Below are 22642 nucleotides of genomic sequence, written 5' to 3'. Positions count from 1 at the left end.
CACCGAGAGGTGCTGCGGCGAGGGATCAGAAGAGGAAGTACCTCTGGGCCATGGGCAGTTCGGAGACGAAGGCGCGGTCGACGATCTGGCCGTTGACGAACGTGGTCACGTCTGTGACCTTGGCCCCGCCGATGATGACCTCGTAGGTGTCGGGGTCGATTCGTACGTCGGGGGTCGCGTTGTTCTCCTTCATGTCGGCCTTCTTGACCGAGCGTGTGTCCTGGATGGCCTTGAAGCGCTTGTTCAGCGTGCGCCCCTTGGCCAGGCCCTTCTTCAGGGCGCGCTCGGTGACGAAGTTGAAGGAGAGGGAGCCGGGGGCTGAGCCGGTCGCCCCCCACATGGGGCGCGGCAGGACCGGCTGGGGGGTGGGGATGGAGGCGTTGGCGTCACCGACCTGTGCGTAGGCGATCTGTCCGCCCTTGATGACCAGGTGTGGCTTGACGCCGAAGAACTTCGGCTCCCACAGCACGAGGTCGGCCAGCTTGCCGGTCTCCACCGACCCGACGACGGTGTCGATGCCCTGGGCGAGGGCAGGGTTGATGGTGTACTTCGCGACGTAACGCCGGGCGCGCCGGTTGTCGGCCAGAGGGGGTTCGGCTGCCGGCGTCGAGTCCACCGGTGCCGCTTTCCTGGCCTGCGGCGTGTTCTCGGGCCGGCCGGCGGGCTGGTCTTCTTCCAGGAAGCCTCGGCGTGTCTTCATGACGTGTGCGGTCTGCCAGGTGCGCATGATCATTTCGCCGATGCGGCCCATGGCCTGGGCGTCCGAGGACATGATCGAGATGGCGCCGACGTCGTGGAGGATGTCCTCGGCGGCCATCGTGGAGGGCCGGATCCGGGAGTCAGCGAAGGCAAGGTCTTCGGTGACGGCCGGATTGAGGTGATGGCAGACCATCACCATGTCGAAGTGCTCCTTGACCGTGTTGACGGTCAGCGGGCGGGTGGGGTTGGTGGAGGCGGGCAGCACGTTCGGCTCGCTCACCATCTTGATCATGTCGGGGGCGTGACCGCCTCCGGCGCCTTCCACATGGAAGATGTGAAGGGGCCGTCCCTTGATCGCCTTGATGGTGTCCTGGACGAAGCCGGCCTCGTTCAGCGAGTCGGCGTGCAGCGCGAGCTGTACACCGGTCTTCTCGCAGACCTCCAGGCACGCGTCGATGACGGCGGGGGTGGCGCCCCAGTCCTCATGGACCTTGAGCCCGATGACGCCGGCGTCCACCTGGTCGTACATGGACTCCTTGGACATGGTGGCGCCCTTGCCGAGCAGCCCGATGTTCACGGGGAAACCGTCCAGCGCCTCGAACATCCGGTCGAGATGCCAGCTCCCGGGCGTGACGGTGGTGGCCTTACTGCCCTCCGCAGGTCCTGTGCCGCCGCCGATGAGGGTGGTGACACCCGAGGCCAGCGCCTCATCGATCTGGTCGGGGCAGATGAAGTGGACGTGGGTGTCGATCCCACCGGCGGTGAGGATCCTGCCGTTGCCCGCGATGACCTCGGTGTCGGGGCCGATGACGAAGTCGGTGGGCTTGGGGCCGATGCCGTTGTGGCTGGCCCCGTCCTCGTGCAGGGGGTCCATGGTCTCGGGGTTGTACGCCTTGCCGAGGGCGGTGATGTGCCCGTCACGGATGGCGACATCAGCCTTCACGATGCCCCAGTGGTCCAACACGACGGCACCCGTGATCACCGTGTCGGGAGGCAGGACGACGCTGCCGTCGGCAGCGGTGGTGCTCTTGCCCCTGCCCGGGTCACGCGGGGCGACGGACTGTCCCATGGACTCCCGGATGACCTTGCCGCCGCCGAAGACCATCTCGTTGCCACTGCGCCCCGGACCGCCCGACCAGTCGTCCTCGATCTTGATCTGCAGCGCTGTGTCGGCGAGGCGGATCCGGTCGCGGACCGTCGGGCCGAACCGGTCGGCGTAGTCGGCGCGCGGCAGGGGGGCGTGAGGCGAGGGTGCCACCTGGCAGCAGGAGCAGTCGGGGCACTCGGTCCTGGAATTCACACCTTCTCCTTGCCGGACGCGCCTCGGGTGTTGTCGAGTGAGCCCCCGATCTTCTCGGGCAGTCCCTTGATCCTGCCGCGAAGCCCGTGGACCACGCGCTCGCCCTCGATGGGCACGAGCTCGACCTCTTCGGTGATACCGGGCTCGAAACGCACCGAGCTGCCGGCGGGGACGTTGAGGCGCCTGCCCCACGCCTCCATGCGAGGGAACTCCAGCCCGTCGTTGACCTCGGCGAAGTGGTAGTGGGAACCGACCTGGACGGGGCGGTCGGTCGGGTTGTCGACCGTCACCTTCGTGACCTGGCCTTCCTGCCGGTTGTGTTCGTTGAAGACGACCACCTCGTCGCCCTCGCACGTGGAGAAGTCCACCTTCCCCGGCCAGACCGCCGGCACCTCGTCCCCACCGGCTTCCGGGAAGGGGCTGTGGACCGTGACCAGCTTCGTACCGTCGGGGAACGTAGCCTCCACCTGCACGTTCTCGATCATCTCCGGGACACCTTCCATCACCTCCTCCCTCGACAGCACCTTGCGCCCGGAAGACATGAGGTCGGCAACGGTCCTGCCGTCCCGGGCCCCCTCCAGGACATGCACGATCAACAGGGCCATGGCCTCCGGATAGTTGAGCCGCACCCCCCTGGAGCGGCGCTTCTCGGCGACATCCGCCGCCACGTGCAACATCAATCGTTCCTGCTCATGCGGAGTCAGGTGCACAGCTACATCCCTGCGTTCGCCCTTGCCCAGGACGTCTGTCCCGGGCCCCACGTGCTCGGACTGTCCCGTGCTCGCCGTCGGCAGGCAGCGTGAAACCTAACGGCACGCCACCTCGACGCCGATGCGAAACACACCGCCCATCCCGGGCGGTCCGGCCCCAACCCGAAGCGGAACCATCTTGAGCACGTCGGCGGGCGCCACCCTGCAACTCACCCGGCTGACACCCGAACGAGTGATCATCCGCTCTGCGCCGGGAAACTCACCGCACGGTGTCGTAAGACAAGTTCAGAATGCCGGGACGGCCACCGGCGGTGCGGAGTCAGGGTCGGCTCCCGGCGCTGTGCCGGTGAGGTCGAGCACCGACTGCCGTAGCCCGGCCGCCTCCAGCACCAGGTCGGCACCCGACAGCGGAGCCTCACACAGGTCTTCCAGAGCGCGGTGGACGACCAGGACACCGTGCAGGGCGGCCTGCTGATCCGAGAGTTCCGCCTCACGGACCCGGAAGAAGGACTGGCTGATCGAGTCCGCCGGCAGTTCCTCACCTGCCACGGCCGGAGCCAGAGCCGACAGCGCGGCCACCAACTCACCAGCAGCCGCGGCGGCCTGCCCCAGGGCGACGGTCCGCTCGACAGGTCTGGCATGGGTCGGCACCCCTGCCAGCACGCGCGCGGTGTGTTTCGCCTCAGCATCGACGCGCGGGCCCAGCGCCGGAGCGGACCGAGCGCCTCGGGGCTCACGGAAGACAGCGACAGCAGGATGACCGACAACCGGCGATAAGCCGATGGTTGAAGTACTTCGCCAGGAACACTTCGCACGAAACCCCGAACTGCAAGATCATTTCTTGTGCCGGTCGTCGCGCAGTTCGCGGTCAGGACACGGAGAGCCGCGCGGACGGTCGCGAATCGAGCCTGGTGCGGGAGCGCCGTTGGAGACTGTCTGGAGCGCTCGGTGGCTGATCGGGCACCAGGTCCATGTCCTGTTCAACATCTGCGCCGCGGTCGCCGTGGCCGACGCCAGCCGCCATCTGGGCAACGGCGACGGTGACGCCGCGCTGCTGCGGCTGGCCGATGCGACGGTGTACGTGCGGGGCTTCCCGGCAGCCATGCCCCACGCCAGTACGGTCCCGGCCGACTACTACATGGCGGCGATACGCCACACCATGGCACCGCCGGCGGTGGACGTACCGCTGAGCGGGCGCCAGCATCGCGGATACAAGCTCTTCCGGGCAGCGATGAAAGACCTGCTGCCCATCGTGCCCGACTCCTACAAGCAGTTGGCAGCCCGCGCCCCGGAGCTGGCCGAAGCGCGGGGCGCCCTCCTGGAAGCCGACATCGTGGACGGGGAACGGCACGTCACCCTCGCGTACCCGATGGTGCATCTGCACCGTTCCATCGCCCAGAAACCACAAGGCCCTGACAACGCCGTCGCTGAACTACGGCACATGCGCCACCGCCGCGCAGCCCAGTACGCCCCCCTGATCCGATTCGGGACCACTACATCGCCGACGCCGTGGCCGGCCTGCGCCACTCCTGAGTCCGTGTGTCCGCCGCCCGCCTCCCGCAGGAGTCCTGATGCCCGAGACCACGCCCGCCACCCTCCGAAGCTCCGCCGCCGACTGGGCCATTGCCCCTGCGGACGCCGACGCGTGCGAGCGACTGGCACGCGCCCTGTCCGCCGGCGGACACGACCAGATCGACAGCCTCGAATGGGTGGCCCGGGCCCGGGACGCCTGGGAGGACCTTCCGCTCCTGCTGCGCCGTGGCGTACGCCGGTTTCGCAGGCACTCCGGCCCCCACGGCACACTCGTGATCGGCGGCCTTCCCGTCGATCGGGCAGACCTGCTCGCCACACCTTCCGTTCCCGGCTCGGTCCAGCGGCGGGCCACCGTCCCGGCCGCGCTCACCATGGTGGCCTGCGGGCTGGGCGAGCCCCTCGCCTACCGGGCCGAGAAGTCCGGTGCCCTTGTGCAGGACGTCGTGCCTGTGCCCGGGCAGGAGAGCTTCCACGGCAACGCCGGATCGGTGCCGTTGTCCTTCCATACCGAGAACGGCTTCCACCCCCACCCACCCGACTATGTGATCTTCCTCTGCCTGCGAGCCGACCATGAGCGGATCGCCGGCATGCGTGTGGCCGGTATCCGCCAAGCACTGCCGCTCCTCACTTCAGCCGGCCGTGAGGCCCTGTTCGCACCGGAGTTCATCATCAAACCACCACCTTCCTTCACCTCGGACGCTGCCGCGAGCAAGCCCGCAGTCGAGCCCCGACCGGTGTTGTCGGGAGCGGTCGAGGACCCCGACATACGGATGGCCCAACTCGTCACCACCCCGCTCACACCGCGGGCCACCGAGGCGCTGTCCGAATTCGGCCGCGCCTGCGAGGCGACCGCTCGTACCCTGCGCCTGGCCCCCGGCGACCTGGTCATCATCGACAACCGCGTCACCGTCCACGGACGCACGGCCTTCCACCCCCGCTACGACGGAGCAGACCGCTGGCTGCAACGCACCTACGTCACCACCGACCTGCGCCGCTCCCGCGACCACCGCCCCCACGACGGCCACGTACTCGCCCGCTGACCTGCGCCCAGGCCTCCTGGGGAGATGTGCACTACACGGTGAACGTCTTCCCCGGGGTCTCGGGGCTCCCACGGTCGTGCGTGCCACTGTCGATGGCGGCGATCCCCGTCTTCAACAGGTCCCGTGCACCATGATGGGCCCGCCCTGCTCCGGGGAGGTCGCGCATGCATCGCCTACGGAACGTGATTGCGTGGAGGTGGGTAGGAACGGGCCGAGACCGGTGAAGCCGACCGCTACGCAAGGCGGCATCAGCAAGGGCGAGAGCGGGATCTTCCCGTCGCGTGACGGTTCCTGTGGTAGCGAGGGACGCAGAGAAGGCCGTGCAGCGAACGCTGCACGGCTTGCGATCGAGCTGGATCAAGGAGGACGCAGCCGGATGCAAACGGGTGGCTATGTCCGTTGTTTCGGTATCGTCGCAGGTGAGAGGCGTCACTCCTATGGGTTCGAGTCCCACCCGCCCCACCGAGCGTCCCCAGGCAGAATCGTTCTGGCCTGGGGAAACGCGTTTTTCACGGTCATATCGCGCGTGAGGTGTTCGCCTCACGGTGGTGTGGCGGACGAGGGTCTTCACGTGTCGAAGGTGCTTCCTGCGTGGCTGTGACCTGGACCTTTCCGGTCTCGGCGCCGCGGGATGGTTAACAGCGGTCCCACGGCTGTCGAGCTGGGCGCTCCGCCCCGCACCACCCCGTCGGTGCACGCCTTTCCGCAACTGGCTTGGCCTCCGGCCGTCGGCCTCCTGCCTGGAGCCGGCTGCGATCCCGAACCCTGGAGCCCGACGCCCGCGTCACCGGACGGAGGCAGGGCTTCCGTAGCGGAAGCGAGCACGGAAGCGAGGAAGAGGCGGCTGCGAGCTGCCGTCGTCAAGGTTCCTGATCGATGCGTCCAGTGCGGTGGGGTTCAGAGGGCAAGTACGGCAACGGTGCCCGCGTAAATGGTGATGAGCAGGATTCCGTCGAAGCCGATTTTGAGCCAGCCGCGCTTCTGGCGGACGAGGAGGCCGCCGAGCAGGACCGCCGTCATGACCAGCGCACTGCTCGTGAGGAACAGTTCGTCCTGGTTTGCTGCGTGGAAGAGGGAACCGCCGCGGTAGGTGATGTCGCCGACGACGAGGTTGAGTGCGTCCAGGCAGTTTCCGCCGACGACGGCGGCGATGGCCAGCGTGACGGCTCCACGCCGGACGGCTGCGATGGAGGTGACCGCCTCTGGGAGGGCGTTGACAAGGCCCATGAACACAGCGCCGACGAGACCTGCGCTCAGGCCGGTGTGCTCCACGATGCCCTCCGCGGCGCGGGCCACCGCCCAGCCTCCGAGCATGACGAGGCCCGCTACGGCCGCGAACTCGGTCCACAGCCGTGATGTCCTGTGACCGTCGAGTCCCTCGGTGTCTTCGCTCGCGACATCGGGAACTGTTTCCCTCGTGGGCACCGCGCGCCACATGGGTTCGCCACGGGAGCGGATGAGCTGTAGACCGCCGACGTAGAAGGCCACCATGACCACGGACGCCGGATGCAGGCCCAGCACAGTGACTGATGGGCTGAACGCAGCCATCAGGGCGATGCCCAGCAAACCGATCAGCAGGCAGCCGAACAGCATGTTGGGCAGTGACGCGGCGGCGTGCTCGAGGTTGACTCTCCTCAGGAAGGTGTCGGCTGCGACGAGTGCGAGGGTCTGCGCCGCGATGCCGCCGACAGCGTTGCTGTATGCGAGGTCGGGCTGGTCCGCGGCGGCGCTGACCGCGGTCATCACGATGCCCGAGAGGGACGTCACCAGGCCGAACAGCACCGCACCGAAGAGGGCTTCTCCCCAGCCTGTGCGATCGGCGAGGGTGTCACCCACCCCGGCGAGCCGGATGCTGCTCACGACGGTGATGGCCGTGGCCAGGAGGAAGATCCCGATGCTCCAGCTCAGGGGCCACACGTCGGTCAACAATGCGGACATGATCGCCTTTCGCCGGGGTGAGGTAGCAGGAGGATCGATTCTCTCGTTCCACGGATCACCCGCTCCACACGGCGCGTACTCAACGTGCCCTGGTCGGTGAGCGTGATCGTCCGATCGGGCCCGTCGGCCTACACGTGCTTCTGTGTCGCCAGATCGGTTGACTTGAGCTGCTGGGCCTGTTGTTGCTCGGCAGGGCTTTCTGCCTTCATGGCCTTGTTCGCGCTCTTGAGGATGCGTGCCGCTTTGCCGGCGTCGCGGGCCAGCTCGGGGAGCTGGCGGTCTCGGTGGCGGCGTCCTCGCTCAGGCCATAGCGGGCGAACTCGGCGCCACCGGCCTGGTTGACCACGCGGATGAAGGCGTTGCGGAGCTGGCCGAAGCTGTGGCCGCGCGCTTCGGCCTCATGGATGGAGACCGGAAGGGCGATCTTCGATACGTCGGCGGGGACGGTGGCCAGGTTCACCTTGATCACCTTGTCGTCGCCCTCGCCCTCGCCCTCGCCCTCGCCGGTGAGGTTGTCGCCGGTGTGCTCGACCGAGCCGTCAGGGTCAGGTTGTTGAAGAAGATGAGTACTGGTCGGACATGACCTTTCCGGCCTCGTCGATCGTCAGTGCGCTCGCGTCGAGGTCGTAGTCGGCACCGGTCGTGGTGTGGACGTCCCACCCAGGCCCACCAGCACGGCGGACAGCCCCGGCGCCTCCTTGCTCAGCGAGACATTGCCGCCCCTGGCGGAGCTCACATCCATGTCGCTTCCCTTCTCAAGACCTGCGCCCGGTAACGGGGAAGACCCTCCGATCCCTCGTATGACACCATAGAAAATCTACAGCAATGTAGAAATTGATCCGTCGGTGAACTGGGTTGTGCCGGAGGGAGCTTCCGGCCACACGGGCGTTCTGATCGCGGAAAAGGCCGGCACGGAGTGGCCAGTACGATGCCCCCTCGGCGCTCGTACCGATTCGGGGCGGCGGAACGGAAAGGAGGCCGCGCCATGGTTGCCGGCACGGAGAAGGCGAGCCCGGACGGACGCGGTCGCAGGCGCCAGGGCGAACTTGAGATGCAGGTGCTGTCGGTGCTGGGCTCGGCACCGGGCCCGGTGGCTGCCGCGTGGGTGCAGGAACGGCTCAGCGGTGATCTGGCGTACACCACGGTCGTCACGATCCTGACCAGGCTGTACGCGAAGAAGGCGGTGGCCCGCTCCAGGGCCGGCCGGGCCTTCGAGTGGACGCCGGTGGCGGACGGGGCCGGTCTGGTGGCCATGCGCATGCGCAAGCTGCTCGACAATCAGCAGGACCGCGATGCGGTGCTCTCCAGTTTCGTATCGTCCTTGTCCTCGCACGACGAGCAGCTCCTGCGCTCCCTCCTCAATGAAGCTGACGATCCGGAGCGTTGACCGATGGGCGTCTTCGTCTTCCTGCCTCTGATCCAGCCGCTGACCGCACTGCCCATCGCGTGGCAGGCTGAACAGCATCTGCATCCGCGCGTCGCGGCGTTGTTGCTGGCCTGGGTGGGGACGATCCTCGCCGCATGCAGCACGCTGCGCCTCGGGCTCCTGGTCGTGGTCGGCACGGCGCAGTTACCCGGCAACCCGCTGCCCGACAGCTGGTCCGATCCAGAGGTGCGCTAGGCGGTTCCGTACGACGAAATGGCCGGGAAGGCGTTCATCGGCACCCTTGCCCTCGTCGTCGCGGCGTGCACGCTGGCGCTGAGACGGCACTAAGGCTTCCGTGCCCGAGCCCATCGCACGCAGGCCGCGCATCCGGGCTCTTCGCAGGTCGCCGTACTTGCCGACGAGGTGCCGTACGCATACGCGCTGCCGGGCTCTCCGGGCCGGATCCTGGTTTCCACAGGCATGCTCTCCGGCCTGAACCAGGCAGAGCGCCACGCGCTGACCGCCCATGAGCGCGCCCACCTTGCCGGACCGCGCCACCGCCTGCTGCTCACGGTGCGGCTCGCCGGCTGCGCGAACCCCCTGCTGCGCCCGTTCCGTGCGGCGGTGGGATACAGCACGGAGCGCTGGGCCGACGAGGAAGCCGCCCGGGTCACCGGGGACCGCCGGACAACGGCACGCGCCGTCGGCAAGGCCGCGCTGATCTCCCAGCCCGCGGCAGTACCCGGCTTGGCCGCCTTCGCCGAGGCCGGACCGGTGTCGCGACGCATGGCCGCCCTGCTGGGTCCGGTTCCGCCGGCCGCCGGCTGGCCGCCGGCACTGACTGCGGAGGGTATGGCCGCCATCGTCGCCGCAGTCGGAGCGGCCGCGTCGGCCTTGTCCGTACTCGACGCGGTGATCGCCTTGTTCTTCGTTCCGCAGTCCGCCACCTACGGGTAGCCCGGGGACGCCCCGCCACGGATGAGCTTTCTCTACGCAACTGTAGAGTTCACGCGCCGCGCGGATCCGCGGTTGCAGATGAGTGAGCGCGAAGGACCGGAGGACACCAGGTGAGTACGCAGGACCGGAGGCGGCACGGTCGCCGGGCGCAGTCGACGCGGCGAAGCCGCAAGGCGGAGGAGGGGCCCGCCCGGCTGACCCGACGCGGACGAATAGCACGGTGGGTGGGTGGTGCGCTGGCTGCCCTCGTGCTGGTGGCAGCCGGGGCGGGGGCCTGGTTCTATCAGGGGCTGGACGGGAACATCAATGCCGCGGACGTGGACAACAAGCTGGGCGACGACAGGCCGGTCAACCTGAGTCCGGGCTCGAAGAACATTCTGATGGTGGGCTCCGACTCGCGTGACGGCAAGAACGCGAAGTACGGCAAGGGCCTGGTCACCATGCAGTCGGACACCCTGATGGTCATGCATCTGTCTGCGGACCGGAAGTGGGCCACGGTGGTCTCCTTGCCGAGGGACTCCTGGGTGAGCCTTCCGGTCTGCGAGCGTGGCGACGGGGCACTGTCCGCACCGAGCCATTCCAAGATCAATGCGGCCTTCGCCATCGGTGGGGCGAGCGGTGATGTCTCGGGAGCCGCCGCCTGCACGACCAAGACGGTGGAGCAGTCCACCGGCCTGCGTATCGACCACTTCATGTCCGTCGACTTCCAGGGCTTCAAAGGCATGGTCAACGCTCTCGACGGCATCGAGGTCTGCCCCGAGACGGCGATCCGCGACGAGAAGGCGCACCTCGACCTGGAGGCGGGATGTCAGACTGTCAAGGGCGAGGACGCTCTCGGGTATGTCCGCGCCCGCTACAGCGTCGGGGACGGCTCGGACCTCGGGCGCATCGGTCGGCAGCAGGAGTTCATGAAGGCCCTCGCCGCCAAAGCGCAGCAGAAGCTCACCAACCCGGCCGTCCTGTACGACTTCCTGGACTCGGTGACCAGGTCCCTGACCACTGACGAGAGGCTGGCGGGTATCAAGCCGCTGACGGGTCTGGCGAACGAGATCAGGAGCATCCCGAGCGACCGGCTGACCTTCTTGACCGTGCCCCACTACGGACGCGTGGCGGACGTGCCCTCGGACAAGGCCAACGTGGTGTGGCAGTACCCGCAGGCCGCCGACCTCTTCGCCTCGCTCGCCAAGGACCAAGAGGTCGACAAGGAGAAGGTGGCCGCAGACGCCAAGAACCCGGTCTACGCCGCTACGGTTCGCGTGCAGGTCCTCAACGGCAGCGGGGTGCCCGGCCGGGCCGCGAAGGTCGCCGAAACGCTGAGGACGGCGGGCTACACCATCACGGGCACCGGCAACGCGCCCGGCTCCGCGGAGAAGACCGCGGTCGTCCACCCGGAGGGCCTCGAAGAACAGGCCGGGGTGCTCGCTTCGCGGCTGCCCGGTGTCGCGATGAAGCCTGACGCGGGTGCCTTGGCCGGCACCGTCACTCTCATCGTGGGCGCGGACTTCACCGGCATTCGGTGACGCGATCTGTCGGCCAGGAGGCGGAAAGGGCCTGTGGCCGGGTGTCACAGGTCATTCCTTCTTCACGCCCTGTGCGGAGCGTCAGCGCCGGGACTTGACACATGTGAGTGCGGCGATGCCCACGACCGTGAGGCCGATCTGGAGCAGCCATTCGATCCAGTCGATGCCCTTGGAGTCCGCGACACCCAGCCCGGCCGCGATGGCGGTACCCAGGAAGGCCGCGGCGATACCGACGAGGACGGTCCACAGAACGCCGGTGTGCTGCCGGCCCGGCAGTACGAGGCGTCCCAGCGCGCCGATGACGATGCCGATCCGAACGGCGGCGCGGGCCTCGGAGGGCTTCTTCTTCGCCTTGGCGATCTCCTGCAGGACGCTGACCTTGCCACGGGCGAAGGCGGCGGTCAGTTGTTCAGGTTGTCGTCGAAGCGGCGCTGGAGGTCGTCCGCAGCGAAGTTCTGCAGTACGTCGTTGGTGGCGATGAGCTGGGCCACCCGCTGCCGTTCGGCGGGGTCGATGGTGCCGTCGGCGGCGGCGACCAGGGCGCATATCCCCATGCCGGCATCGCGGAAGGAGCCGCTCTTGAGACCGTTCTTTTTCGCCATGAGCTGCGTCTACATCGTTGACGCGGACTCCTTGAAGCGATCCCACAGGGCCATACGAACTTCATAAGCGTCAGGAGGCGTCCGGGCCGGAAGGGAGGCCGGTCCGGACACCCGCATTCTTCTACAGTCGCGTAGAGGTTATCGCGAGACTTGTCGTTGATTCAGCCCTCTTCGCCCTCTTCGTCCCCTTCGAAGAAGTCGCCCACCTCGTCGACGACTTCGGCGGCCACCATGCCGCCGACGACACCGACGGCCAGCCCTGCCGCGCCGGCAGCGACCACGGTACCCATGCCAGGTCCGGAGCGATGGTGGCTGTCGTCGTGGTGATGTTCGCCGTGGCCGTGGCCGTGGCCGTGGCCGTGGCCGTAATCGTGAGGGGAGTGTGTCCCGTGGGTCCCATGAACGCCATGCCCGGCTGCCAGGTGGCGTACCCAGCCGTCGACCTCGGCGTTCCAGTCGCGCTGCTCGATGCCCTGGTGGCTGACGGTGAAGCGGTTGACGGCGTCGTGGCCAGAGGAGAAGAGGCCGCCGGGCTTGTCTGCTTCCAGGACTACCTCCATGCCGCCGGGGTTGGCCAGGAAGGTCACCTCGATCTCCCGCATGACAGGCGCGTACTGGGGAGCGGGTGTGAGTTCGACCTCTTGGTAGAAGGGCAGTTGCTGGCCGGTTCCACTGATGTGTCCGTACTCCAGGTCTGCCGACTTGAACCCGAAGCCGAGCTGCCCGAGCGCCTCCAGGACAGCCTCCTGTGCCGGCAGTGGCCGGACGGTCAGCGGGTCGAGATCGCCCTTGTCCTTGCCGCCCGCCACCGCCAGTTCGGTTCGCAGGCCCAGCACGACGCCGAGCGGCTGGCCGTGAAGTTCGGTGACCGGGGTCTCCCACGGCACCGTCACCGCGAACGGGACGGTCCGATGCTCGCCCTCGGCGAGGCGGAAGCCGCCTCCGACAGTGAAGCGCTCGAAGGGGACCGTACCTTCGGCTTCGCCGTCCTCGTGCTCCACCTCGACGCGGGCGACGAGCTCCAGGGTGATCTGCTCGATGTCGAAGTCGGCTTTCCCGCCGACGAGATGGAGCTGTCCGTGCAGCGTCCCACCGGGCTGGACCGGGCCGTCGTCAAGGACCGTGTCAACGGTGGGGCCGCCTACGCCGAGCGACCCAAGCAGCCTTTTGAACACCATCGTGGCGTTCTCTCCTTCAGGTGTACGTGGAGTGTCGGGGGGAGTGGGTTACCGCACCCCCGAGGCGCGGCAACCGACCGGTCGTGCCTACGTGGCCGCCGCGTCCAGTGCCGCCAGGGCCTGCGCCCAGCGGACGTACTTCAGCTTGGCCAGGTCGGCCACGGTCTTGACGCCGAACGCCTCCTGCAGCAGCTCGCCGTCACGGTCCGAGACACCCTTCAGGGCGCCGACGGGGGCAGCGAGTATCTCCGGCAGGCTCTTGTCCGCCCATGCCTTGTCCAGCACCTTGTCCAGGTCGATCGACGCCATGAAGTCCTCCTCGGAAGTGGATGATTGGCGAGTCCGGCTCGCAATATCTACACGCATGTAGAAGCATAGGGCGCGGTCACCCCCGCCGGCCGCATACCGCTGCGGCTCGCGGGAAATGTCCGAAACAGGTCTGTGAGGAAACGAAGCACCATGTCCGAACGGACGGTTGCGCATCTGCGGCACGGTCTCGCCCACCGCAGTCGCCGCATCGCGGACTCCAGCGCCTTCTCGAGCGCCGTGTTCTGTCTCATCGCGGCAAACGCCGTCGTGCTCGGAATGGAGACGTACAGCGGTGTCGTGCATCAGTGGCACGGTGTGCTCAAGGCCGCGGAGCACTTCTTCCTCGCCGCCTTCACCGCGGAGATACTTCTGCGGGCAGCCGCCCATGCCGATCGCCCCGGTGACTTCTTCCGAGACCCGTGGAACGTGTTCGACCTGCTCGTCGTAGCCGTGGCCTTCATGCCGTTCGCCCGTGAGAACGCCACCGTGCTGCGGCTTCTGCGCCTGGCGCGCGTACTGCGTGCGGCGCGATTTCTGCCGCAATTGCGGATCGTGATCGTCGCCGTCGGCAAGAGCCTGCCCGGCACCCTGAGTTTCGCCCTCGTCGGGGCGCTCCTGCTGTACGTGTACGCCATGGTCGGCTGGGTGTTCTTCGCCGACGAGGACCCCGAGCACTACGGGTCACTCGGCCGCGCGGCCCTCACGCTCTTCCTCCTCATCACCCTCGACGGCCTCGGCGACGCCGTACGCGGCGGCCTGGAGATCTCCCGCTGGACCGTCTTCTACTTCGGCTCGTTCGTCCTGCTCGGCTCGTTCGTACTGGTCAACCTCCTCATCGGCGTCGTCATCAATTCCCTGGAGGAAGCCCGGGAGCTGGAGGAGGAGCGAGGGAGGGGCGTGCCGGGCCGACGGCGGAGAGCAGACAACCCGGCAGAAGCTCTGCGGGCGCAGCTCGTCGCAGCACGCCAGGCCCTGGACGACGTGGAATCCGGCCTGGCGGCGCCATCGGGGTCCTGCACGTGCCAGGGCAACGGGGAGACGGCGCGGACAGGGGTGTGAAGCTCCGGGGGCGAGAAAGTACTCCAGCTCGGCGCCACCGGGCACCGGCTTTACTGTCCCTTTACCATGAGCGACCGCGACTCGGAGGCATACATCGAGACGGAAGGCGCCTCTCCCCGCAGGACTGAGGGGAGAGGCGCCTCTCTGCGTACGGGAAGAGGTCAGTGCTTGGCGTGGCGGCGGCGTTGGCCGGAGGTGGGGCCCGCCGGAGGGCTGCTGGCGTTGCCGCGCGCCTCCGCGTCGGTCTTCGTCGACTGGCTGCGGGCTCTCAGGACCTCGACCGCGATCGGCAGCACGGAGAGGAGCACGATCAGGATGAGGATCTTCTCGATGTGCTGGTGCACGAATGCGATCTTGCCGAGCAGCGCACCGAGCACCGTGACACCGACGCCCCACAGGAGCGCGCCGACGATGTTGTACGTGATGAACAAGCGGTAGTTCATCCTGCTCACACCGGCGATAATGGGTGTGAATGTGCGCACGATGGGCACGAACCGAGCCAGGACCAGCGATTTCGGCCCGTGCTTCTCGAAGAACTCGTGCGCCTTCTCCACGTTCTCCTGCTTGAAGAGACGCGAGTCCGGGCGTTTGAAGAGGGCCGGGCCGACCTTGCGGCCGAAGAGATAGCCCACCTGGTCGCCGAGGATGGCGGCGATGGCGATCAGGGTGCAGACGAGCCAGAGCGGGTACTTCAGCTGCCCCGTGGTCACCAGCAGTCCTGTGGTGAACAGCAGCGAGTCACCAGGCAGGAAGAAGCCGATGAGGAGTCCGGACTCGGCGAAGACGATGAGGAGAAGGCCTGGTAGTCCGAATGTATTGAGCAGATAGTCCGGGTCCAGCCAGCTCGGGCCGAGCGCAAGCGTATTCAAGGGTCCGGGCTCCAGTTATGTGCGCGACGGGTGGTGGCTGCATAGCCGCCCCAAACTATCAACGCCCCGTGGACGTCATCGGTTCCAGTGGCGTTCGGCGGGGGTGCGCATTCTCTGAAGCGGGGTGAGGCTGCGCACTGGAGGTGCCACAGACATGGGCGTTGCGGACGGGGACCGCATCCATGCGGTGGCTGTCCGCATGGATCACGACCACCACCTCGACTTCGCCGCAGCCTACCCACACATATGGCTGATCCTGCCCAAGGAGAACAGCGTCGAGATCCTCGCCAGCCGCCAGGCCCTCGCCCGAGCCACGGTCCTGGCCAGCCGCCTGGGCCCTGCTCCATCTGCCCCTCACCATCTGGTGGTGTCCTGCCGCAAAGGCGACCGCCCCCTGACTCTGACCGGTTGGCGGCGCACCCGCACCGCCACTGACGCCTACGCCACGCCGGTCGAGGCCGCTACTCGGGTCCACGCCCGTGACCTCGTCGACCGACTCGGCTCGGACGCCACCGGCCCTCTCACGGCCGCGGCGCCCTGACCCGCCTTCTGGTGCCAAGCGCACCCCGACTGCCGTAGCCGAGCAATGATCATGACCTGTGGATCGGAATCGGGTTGGACGCGGAGGGCGTACCTTCCCGAGCGATCGACTTCTGGTCATCGCGTAGGCCGACGTTGCACCGTTGTTTGGGAGGCACGCCCGTGCTGGGCGTAGTGGATGCCGATGGAACGACCGAGACCGGTTCTCTGACCGACCACATCGTCCGCGAGGGCTCGAGGCGGATGCCGGCCGCCGCTCTGGAGGCTGAAGGCATTTCCTATATCCGCGACCGTGAATGCACCCCACCTCGTTGCCCTCGACCGCGCTGGGGCCCGCTTTGAACGCGGCCAGCTCGTTGAACGGTCGCAGACGACCGCGGCGTGAATAGGGTGGCGGACCTGCCTCGAAGTTCGAGAACATCCGGTCATGTTGGACGGCACGGCAGGACAGGACCTTCCGGTCGGCCTCGGGTTCCGACCGTATCGCGGCGACGAAAACCACGGCGCCATGGCCGCGGTGCGGCTGGGGTGTGTTGAACGGGACCGGGTCGATGTCCATTCGGTAGTGGAAGGGCTCCGGACAGCGGCCGAGATCGCCGAAGCTTCTGCCAAGTTGGAGGAGCCGTCCAAGAACCAGAGCCTGGTGGTGCTCGACGGGAGCGTCGTCGGCTACTCGACGATCCGGTGGTGGAAAGAGCGGGACGATACGTGGCTGTACCTGCACCGGGGCTACCTCTTGCCCGGGCATCGCGGCCAGGGCATCGGCTCAGCCATGCTGAGCTGGGCCGAAGAACGGATCCGCCAGCTCGTTAAGCAGCATGGAACGGCGCGGACGGCTGTATGCTCTCTGCCATCTCTCGCCGGTCCCCAAGAGCGCGTGGCGCTGGGTCGAGACCGCACAGTGCAAGCTCACCCAGCGAGCGCAGCCCCGCGCCGCCGGAGCCATCGATCTTCTGGTGTGCGCGACGGCCGTCCATCATGGTCACACGGTGCTTCACGTGGACAAGGACTTCACCGCTGTGGCGGCGGTCCTCAAGGAAGTGCAGCAGCCAGACGTACGCGTCTGATTTTTCGCCGGAACCCGACGGGAGCTGCTGCCTCCGGCCGCCCGCATAGCTGGGCGAGTCCATCGCGGCTCGTACGCATGGGCCGCCCCAGGCCCCCTTCGCCCCCCCGGTAAGGGGCGCGGCTACCATCCCCTGTGACCGAATCAGCCGAACCGCGTGCACCACGCACCCACATACTCGCCGACCTCACGCCCCTGCGGACCTCGCCCGACTACCGGCGGCTCTGGTTCGGGAACACCGTCTCCTGGATCGGGCAGGGCATGACGGCGCTGGCGGTCTCGCTCCAGGTCTACGACATCACCGGGTCCGCGTTCTCCGTGGGGCTCATCGGGTTCTGCTCGCTCGTGCCGCTCGTCGTCTTCGGGCTCTACGGCGGGGCCGTCGCCGACACCGTCGACCGGCGCAAGCTCGGACTGTTCAGCGCCGCCGGGTCGTTCGGGCTCTCCCTCGTCCTGGTGGCGGCGACCGTCGTCGGCGTCGAGCATGTCGGGCTGCTGTACGCCATCGTCGCCCTCCAGGCCGTCTGCTTCGCCCTCAACGCCCCGGCCCGCTCCTCGATGATCGCCCGGCTGCTTCCGGCCGAACAGCTGCCCGCCGCCAACGCGTTGACCACCATCACCAGCACGACGGGCATGCTCGTGGGCCCGATGCTGGGCGGGCTGATCGTCGGCTGGTGGGGCTACCGGGCCGCGTACAGCGTGGATGCCGTCTGTTTCACCGCCTCTCTGTACGCGATGTGGCGCATGCCCTCGATGCTGCCCGACCGCAAGGACGGCGACGCGGGCAAGCGGGCCTCCGTCCTGGACGGGCTGCGGTTCCTCGGGACCCGGCCGAACCTGCGGATGACCTTCTTCACCGACCTGTGCGCCATGGTCCTCGCCCACCCCCGCGCCCTCTTCCCGGCCGTCGCCGTCCTCTGGTACGGGGGCGACGCGCGGACCACCGGGCTGCTCGTCGCCGCTCCGGCCCTCGGCGCACTGCTCGGCGGGGTGTTCTCCGGCTGGCTCGGCCGGATCCGGCGGCACGGACTCGCGATCCTGCTGGCCGTGGGCTCCTGGGGCATCGCCATCGCCGTCTTCGGACTCACCCGCAACCTCTGGCTCGGACTGCTGTTCCTGGCCCTCGCCGGCTGCGCCGACACCGTCTCCATGGTCTTCCGCAACACGATGCTGCAGGCGGCCGTTCCCGACGAGCTGCGCGGCCGGCTCCAGGGCGTCTTCATCGTCGTCGTCGCGGGCGGGCCCCGCCTCGGCGACTTCCTGGCCGGTTCGGTCGCCGACCTCGCCTCGCCCGCCGTCGCCGTCACCGGCGGCGGCGTCCTGTGCGTGACCGCGGTGACCCTGCTCGCGCTGAAGTGGCGCGCCTTCGCCCGCTACGACGCCCGTGACCCGCAGCCGTAGCGGACGAAGGAGCCGTCAGGCTGTGTAACCGCCGTCCACCGCCAGCGTGGTGCCGGTGATCCACTGGGCGTCCGGGCTCGCCAGGAAGGCCACCGCGTTCGCGATGTCCACGTCGGCCCCCATGACCTTCGCGGCCGTCCTCAGGCGCTCCGCCTCGGCCACGTCCGTACCCGCCGGGTTCATGTCGGTCACCGTGGGGCCGGGGTCCACGATGTTCGCGGTGATCCCCTTGGGCGCCACATCGTGCGCCAGCCCCTTGGTGAAACCGACCAGCGCCGACTTGCTCATCGCGTACAACGTCACGTTCGGCACGGGTACGTGGGTGGCCCAGCAGCTCCCGATGCTGATGACCCGTCCGCCGTGGCCCATGTGGGGGAGGGCGGCCTGGGTCGCGAGGTAGACGGCCCGCACATGGACGGCGAGGGTGCGGTCGATCTCGGCCAGGGTCACGTCCTCGATCGGTCCGAAGGGGAAGATGCCGGCGTTGTTCACCAGGATGTCGAGCCGGCCGAACGTGGCCGCGGCCTTCCCGACGGAGTCCACGACGGCCGCCGGGTCCGCGCTGTCGGCCCGGACGGCCACCGCCCTGCGGCCCAGCGCCTCGATCGCCGCCACGACCTCCGCCGCCCTGTCGGCCGCGCTCACATAGGTCAGCGCCACGTCCGCGCCCCCCTCCGCCAGCCGGAGAGCGGTCGCGGCGCCTATGCCGCGGCTTCCTCCGGTCACCAACGCCACCCTGCCCGCGAGTTGAGACATCTCGTTCCTTACGTCGTCGGTGTGAGCTATTTTTAGGTCGGACGATCCAAAAATACACACGTGACAGGCTGGGTGGTGCGAACCCCCGTACGAGGAGGCGGATATGGCCGAAAGAGGACGACCGCGTGCGTTCGACCGCACGGTGGCGCTGCGGGGCGCGATGGAGGTGTTCTGGGAGCTCGGGTACGAGGGCACGAAGCTCACCGACCTGACCGGCGCCATGAACATCAACTCCGCCAGCCTGTACAACACCTTCGGTTCGAAGGAGCAGTTGTTCCGCGAGGCCGTCGAGCTCTACGGCAGCACCACCGGCTCGGCGACCGCCCGCGCGCTGCGCGAGGAGCCGACGGCCCGGGGCGCCGTCGAAGCCATGCTGCGCGGCAACATCGACATGTTCGCCGACACGGGCACGCCCAGCGGCTGCATGATCGTCCTCGCGGCCGCCAACTGCGCCCACCAGAACAGAAGCGTCGCCGAGCATCTGGCGGCCCACCGTCGGGGAACGGTCGCCGAGCTGGAGGACAGGCTGGAACAAGCCATCACTGACGGTGAGTTGGCGCCGGAGACCGATGTCCGATCCGTCGCTTCCTTCTACGCGACCATCCTGTACGGGCTCTCGATCGAGGCGCGCGACGGCGTCCCCGTGGAGCGGCTCCGCTCCACCGTGGACCAGGCCGTCGGCCTCTGGGACACCCTGGTACGACAGGCGGCCCCGCGGCCATGAGCGGGGCCGGAGTCGCGCCTAGTGACCTGAGTCGGAGATTCGTCGGCGGTAGCCGACGATCGAGCGGGCGAAGCCCAGGTCCACGAGGTCCTGCGGGCGCAACCGCAGCTGGTCGGCCGTCGCGCCCGTCTCCGACGGCGGTCGCTTGAGGATCGCCGCGGCCAGTTCCGGGGCGATGACGGAGAAGTAACTGTCCACCGTCACATGGGTGTTGTCCGGTGCCGCGAGCGCCAGCGCCCCGCCCGAACCGCCCTCGCCGATCACCAGCGTCGTCACCGAGACCCGGGCCGCCGCGATCGCCGCGAAGGTGTCCGCGATGGCCGCGCCCGCGCCCGCCCGTTCCGCCTCGGCGTCGTTGGCCGCGCCCGGGGTGTCGACCAGGGTCAGGACGGGGACGCCGAGCCGGTCCGCCAGCCGGATCGTCCGTGCCGCCGTCCGGTAACCGGCCGGGCGGGTCGGCGTACCGCACTGGGCGACGTACGCCACGGGCCGCCCGTCCGCGCGCAGCCCGAGACCGCACAGCAGCCCGGGGTCCGTGGAGCCGGAGCGGTCCCCGTGGAGCGGGAGCCGTACGGCGAAGTAGTCCGCCAGATACGCCTCCGCGCGCGGCCGTCGCGGATCCCGCGCCCGCGCCACCGCCTCCCGCCCGGTCCCGGGAAGCGGGGCCGCCGATCCCGCGCCGGCTTCCGATCCCGTACCGGCATCCGCCGCCGACCCGGCTCCGGCCGCCGACGGCGACCCCGCGACCGTTCCCGTACCGGCTCCCGTCCCCTTCCCTGTCCCCGTGCCGACCGCCGTCCCCGTCCCCGTACCAGCCGTCGGCCCGGCCTCCGACGCCGACAGCGCGCGCGGCACCGGCGCCGCGGGCAGATCCTCGTGCGGCCCCAGCGCGCGCAGCCAGTGCGTCACCGTGGCGGCCAGTTCGTCGGCCGGGACCACCGCGTCCACCTGGCCCGCCGCGAACTGGCCCTCGGCGCTGTACGCGTACGGGTCGGCACCCGGCGGACGGACCCGGGAACCGGCGAAGCCCACCTGTGCGCCCGGCAGCGCCAGCACCACGTCCGCGCCCGCCCCCACCGTGGCCCAGCCACCGCCGGTCGTCGGGTCGCGGACCACCGCGATCTGCGGGAGCCCGGCCGCGCGCAGCCGGGTGGAGGCGGCGGCCACCCGCTGGAGCTGGGTGAGTGCGACCATGCCCTCCTGCATCCGGCTGCCGCCCGTGGCGACGAGCGCGAGCAGCGGGAGGCGGCGGGTCAGGGCCAGCTCGTACGCGGCCGCCAGCCGGTCGCCCGTCCGCCGGCCCAACGAGCCGCCCAGGAAGCCGAATTCGAGGGAGAGCAGCACACACGCGCGGTCCCCGACGACCCCGGTGCCGTACACCACGGACTCTTCTTCGCCGGTCCGGGCCGAGGCACGTTCCCGCGCCGCGTCGTACCCCGCCCAGCCGAGCGGGCCGTCCGGCGGCAGGGGGTGCGGCGGCGGGCGGTGCTCGGTGAAGCCCGCAGCACCGGTGAGCAGGGCGATCGCCTCGCGAGCCGTCGCGCGGGCGCGGCTCTCCTCAGCCACGGAGCGACCTCTTCATGATCTTGCCCAGGTCGTTGCGGGGCAGCGCGTCCAGGTAGCGCACGGTGCGCGGGCGCTTGTGCGGGGCCAGTTGGGCCGACACTCGGTCCGCCAACTCTTCTGCGGAGGGCGGGGAGTCGGGGTCCGTCGCGACCACCCAGGCCACGACACGCTCGCCGAGGTCCGGGTCCTCCTCGCCGGTCACGGCCACTTCCCGGACCCCGGGGTGGGCGAGGAGTACGTTCTCGATCTCGCCCGCGCCGATCTTGTAGCCGCCGCTCTTGATCAGGTCGGTGGCCTTGCGCCCGACGATGGTGACGTACCCGTCCGCGTCCACCGTGCCCACGTCTCCCGTACGGAACCAGCCGTCCGCCGTGTGGGCGGCGGCCGTGGCGTCGGGCCGGTTCAGATAGCCGGTGAACAGATTCGGGCCGCGCACCTGGATCTCACCGATCGCCCCGGGCGCGTCGAGCACCGTGCCGTCGTCCTCCGCGAGACGCAGCTCCACCCCGGCGAGCGGCGGTCCCACCGTGCCCGGGCGCGGTGCGCCGTCCGCCCGGATCCCCGTGTTCATCAGGGTCTCCGTCATGCCGTACCGCTCGATCACCCGCCGCCCGGTCGCCGCCGCGATGCGCTCGTGGTCGTGCACGGGCAGCGCCGCCGAGCCGGAGACCAGCAGCCGCGCACCGCTCAACGCCCGGGTCAGGGAGTCCCGTTCGGCGTCGGACGCCGGGCCGTCCAGCACCTCGGCCAGCCGGTGGTACATCGTCGGTACGCCGAACAGCATCGTGCCCCCGGACCTCAGCTCACGGGCCACGCCGTCGGGCGAGAACTTCCCCAGGTGGCGCACGGAGCCGCCACGCCGCAGCGGGCCGAGGACGCCCAGGATCAGCCCGTGGACGTGGAACAGCGGCAGCGCGTGAACCAGAACGTCGTCGCCGGTCCACCCCCAGGCGTCCTCCAGCGCGTCGAGGGACGCGGCGACGGCCCGGCGGGGCAGGACGGCGCCCTTGGGCGGGCCGGTGGTGCCGGAGGTGTAGACGATCAGGGCGGGGTCCTCGGGGCCGGCCTCGCCGATGCCATGGACACCGGGGCGCGCCTCGCTCGCCTCGCCGTCGGTCTCGCCCGCCCCCGCGTCCACCGTCACCCGCCGCAGCTTTTCCAGCGCCGGGGGCAGTTCGTCGTCCGGGCCCGCCAGTACGGCCGTGGGCTCGCTGTCGGCCAGGATGTGCGCCAACTCGCCTTCGCCCGTACGGGGGTTGAGCGGCACCGCCGGAACCCCGGCCCGCAGCGCCGCCACCACCGCGATCACCGTCTCCGGCGTCGGGGCGGCCCAGACGGCGACCCGACCCGCGTCCGCGATCCGGGCGGCGAGCGCGGCGGAGGCGGCGGCCAGCTCGCCGTAGGTCAGGGAGAGGGCACCGAAACGGACGGCCTCCCGGGAGGCTGCCGGGCCGGCGGGGGACTGGAGCGCGGGAAGGAGGGTCACGCCGGGAAGCCTAGGGCGTCGGG

The 22642-nt window shown here is 69.2% G+C and carries 18 protein-coding genes and 7 pseudogenes; 11 read left to right on the top strand and 14 right to left on the bottom strand.

Going from position 1 to position 22642, the window contains the following annotated elements; all coding sequences use genetic code 11:
- Positions 1–25: 25 nt before the first annotated feature.
- From CCZ36_RS08990 to CCZ36_RS08980, 3 genes are all read right to left on the bottom strand, one after another.
- Positions 26–1957 carry an urease subunit alpha gene (locus CCZ36_RS08990; protein ID WP_128819424.1) on the bottom strand — a complete coding sequence of 644 codons (1932 nt, stop codon included), beginning with the start codon at positions 1955–1957 and terminating at the stop codon, positions 26–28.
- A gap of 38 nt (positions 1958–1995) precedes the next feature.
- Positions 1996–2709: an urease subunit gamma gene (locus tag CCZ36_RS08985; protein ID WP_069736627.1), complete on the bottom strand. Its 714-nt coding sequence runs from the start codon at positions 2707–2709 to the stop codon at positions 1996–1998.
- Between the two features lie 285 nt (positions 2710–2994).
- Positions 2995–3372, bottom strand: a complete 378-nt coding sequence (locus CCZ36_RS08980) for a hypothetical protein (protein ID WP_237302611.1) — start codon at positions 3370–3372, stop codon at positions 2995–2997.
- A gap of 908 nt (positions 3373–4280) precedes the next feature.
- Here CCZ36_RS08980 and CCZ36_RS08970 point away from each other — a divergent pair.
- Positions 4281–5282, top strand: coding sequence for a TauD/TfdA family dioxygenase (locus CCZ36_RS08970; RefSeq protein WP_128817412.1), 1002 nt, complete (start codon positions 4281–4283; stop codon positions 5280–5282).
- 897 nt (positions 5283–6179) lie between these two features.
- Here CCZ36_RS08970 and CCZ36_RS08965 read toward each other — a convergent pair.
- The 3 genes and pseudogenes from CCZ36_RS08965 to CCZ36_RS36900 form a co-directional block, all read right to left on the bottom strand.
- Complete coding sequence (locus CCZ36_RS08965; RefSeq protein WP_069736655.1) at positions 6180–7211, bottom strand: sodium:calcium antiporter; 1032 nt, start codon at positions 7209–7211, stop codon at positions 6180–6182.
- A gap of 214 nt (positions 7212–7425) precedes the next feature.
- Positions 7426–7716 (bottom strand): annotated as a pseudogene (locus CCZ36_RS36905) (TerD family protein); the annotation flags it as partial.
- A gap of 49 nt (positions 7717–7765) precedes the next feature.
- Positions 7766–7888, bottom strand: a pseudogene (locus CCZ36_RS36900) (TerD family protein); the annotation flags it as partial.
- A gap of 317 nt (positions 7889–8205) precedes the next feature.
- Here CCZ36_RS36900 and CCZ36_RS08955 point away from each other — a divergent pair.
- The 3 genes and pseudogenes from CCZ36_RS08955 (at position 8206) to CCZ36_RS08945 (ending at position 11063) form a co-directional block, all read left to right on the top strand.
- Positions 8206–8607: a BlaI/MecI/CopY family transcriptional regulator gene (locus CCZ36_RS08955; protein ID WP_128817411.1), complete on the top strand. Its 402-nt coding sequence runs from the start codon at positions 8206–8208 to the stop codon at positions 8605–8607.
- 3 nt (positions 8608–8610) lie between these two features.
- A pseudogene (locus tag CCZ36_RS08950) lies at positions 8611–9543 on the top strand (M56 family metallopeptidase).
- Positions 9544–9653: 110 nt separating this feature from the next.
- Positions 9654–11063: an LCP family protein gene (locus tag CCZ36_RS08945; RefSeq protein WP_443069796.1), complete on the top strand. Its 1410-nt coding sequence runs from the start codon at positions 9654–9656 to the stop codon at positions 11061–11063.
- A gap of 81 nt (positions 11064–11144) precedes the next feature.
- Here CCZ36_RS08945 and CCZ36_RS35620 read toward each other — a convergent pair whose 3' ends face one another.
- The 4 genes and pseudogenes from CCZ36_RS35620 to CCZ36_RS08930 form a co-directional block, all read right to left on the bottom strand.
- Positions 11145–11375 (bottom strand): GlsB/YeaQ/YmgE family stress response membrane protein, encoded by a 231-nt coding sequence (locus CCZ36_RS35620; protein WP_237302829.1) that lies wholly within the window; start codon positions 11373–11375, stop codon positions 11145–11147.
- A pseudogene (locus CCZ36_RS35070) lies at positions 11358–11665 on the bottom strand (tellurite resistance TerB family protein); the annotation flags it as partial. The pseudogene CCZ36_RS35070 and the gene CCZ36_RS35620, both read right to left, overlap by 18 nt.
- A 161-nt stretch (positions 11666–11826) precedes the next feature.
- The gene (locus tag CCZ36_RS08935; RefSeq protein ID WP_128817410.1) at positions 11827–12843 is read right to left on the bottom strand and encodes a sporulation protein; all 1017 of its coding nucleotides are present in this window, start codon (positions 12841–12843) and stop codon (positions 11827–11829) included.
- Positions 12844–12930: 87 nt separating this feature from the next.
- Positions 12931–13152 (bottom strand): hypothetical protein, encoded by a 222-nt coding sequence (locus CCZ36_RS08930; protein WP_069736631.1) that lies wholly within the window; start codon positions 13150–13152, stop codon positions 12931–12933.
- Between the two features lie 150 nt (positions 13153–13302).
- Between CCZ36_RS08930 and CCZ36_RS08925 the strand changes: the two genes are divergently transcribed.
- Positions 13303–14211 (top strand): ion transporter, encoded by a 909-nt coding sequence (locus tag CCZ36_RS08925; protein ID WP_128817409.1) that lies wholly within the window; start codon positions 13303–13305, stop codon positions 14209–14211.
- A gap of 161 nt (positions 14212–14372) precedes the next feature.
- On the opposite strand, the gene CCZ36_RS08920 is transcribed toward CCZ36_RS08925, so the two are convergent.
- Positions 14373–15080 (bottom strand): DedA family protein, encoded by a 708-nt coding sequence (locus tag CCZ36_RS08920; protein ID WP_069736633.1) that lies wholly within the window; start codon positions 15078–15080, stop codon positions 14373–14375.
- Between the two features lie 154 nt (positions 15081–15234).
- Here CCZ36_RS08920 and CCZ36_RS08915 point away from each other — a divergent pair, with 154 nt between their 5' ends.
- The 5 genes and pseudogenes from CCZ36_RS08915 (at position 15235) to CCZ36_RS08895 (ending at position 18087) form a co-directional block, all read left to right on the top strand.
- Positions 15235–15621: a hypothetical protein gene (locus CCZ36_RS08915; protein ID WP_128817408.1), complete on the top strand. Its 387-nt coding sequence runs from the start codon at positions 15235–15237 to the stop codon at positions 15619–15621.
- Positions 15622–15782: 161 nt separating this feature from the next.
- A pseudogene (locus CCZ36_RS36895) lies at positions 15783–15911 on the top strand (IS256 family transposase); the annotation flags it as partial.
- Positions 15912–16047: 136 nt separating this feature from the next.
- Positions 16048–16506 (top strand): annotated as a pseudogene (locus CCZ36_RS08905) (GNAT family N-acetyltransferase); the annotation flags it as partial.
- Positions 16457–16687, top strand: a pseudogene (locus CCZ36_RS08900) (VapC toxin family PIN domain ribonuclease); the annotation flags it as partial. The pseudogenes CCZ36_RS08905 and CCZ36_RS08900, both read left to right, overlap by 50 nt.
- Positions 16688–16821: 134 nt before the next feature.
- On the top strand, positions 16822–18087 hold the full coding sequence (locus CCZ36_RS08895; RefSeq protein ID WP_128817406.1) for an MFS transporter: 1266 nt from the start codon (positions 16822–16824) through the stop codon (positions 18085–18087).
- A 15-nt stretch (positions 18088–18102) separates the two neighbouring features.
- Here CCZ36_RS08895 and CCZ36_RS08890 read toward each other — a convergent pair whose 3' ends face one another.
- Positions 18103–18843, bottom strand: a complete 741-nt coding sequence (locus tag CCZ36_RS08890; protein ID WP_069736638.1) for an SDR family NAD(P)-dependent oxidoreductase — start codon at positions 18841–18843, stop codon at positions 18103–18105.
- A 103-nt stretch (positions 18844–18946) separates the two neighbouring features.
- On the opposite strand from CCZ36_RS08890, the gene CCZ36_RS08885 reads away from it, so the two are divergent.
- Positions 18947–19567 (top strand): TetR/AcrR family transcriptional regulator, encoded by a 621-nt coding sequence (locus CCZ36_RS08885; RefSeq protein WP_128817405.1) that lies wholly within the window; start codon positions 18947–18949, stop codon positions 19565–19567.
- 18 nt (positions 19568–19585) lie between these two features.
- Here the strand turns inward: CCZ36_RS08885 and CCZ36_RS08880 are convergent, their stop codons facing one another.
- Positions 19586–21133, bottom strand: coding sequence for a carboxyl transferase domain-containing protein (locus CCZ36_RS08880; protein ID WP_128817404.1), 1548 nt, complete (start codon positions 21131–21133; stop codon positions 19586–19588).
- A complete protein-coding gene (locus CCZ36_RS08875) occupies positions 21126–22619 on the bottom strand; it encodes an acyl-CoA synthetase (RefSeq protein ID WP_069736641.1) in 1494 nt (497 codons plus the stop codon). The genes CCZ36_RS08880 and CCZ36_RS08875 overlap by 8 nt, the downstream gene beginning before the upstream one ends.
- Positions 22620–22642: the final 23 nt, after the last annotated feature.

It is taken from the genome of Streptomyces sp. S063 (genome assembly GCF_002832675.1).
GTDB lineage: Bacteria > Actinomycetota > Actinomycetes > Streptomycetales > Streptomycetaceae > Streptomyces > Streptomyces sindenensis.
Note: the sequence above shows the minus strand (reverse complement) of the source record. Positions and strands in the feature narration are given on the sequence as shown.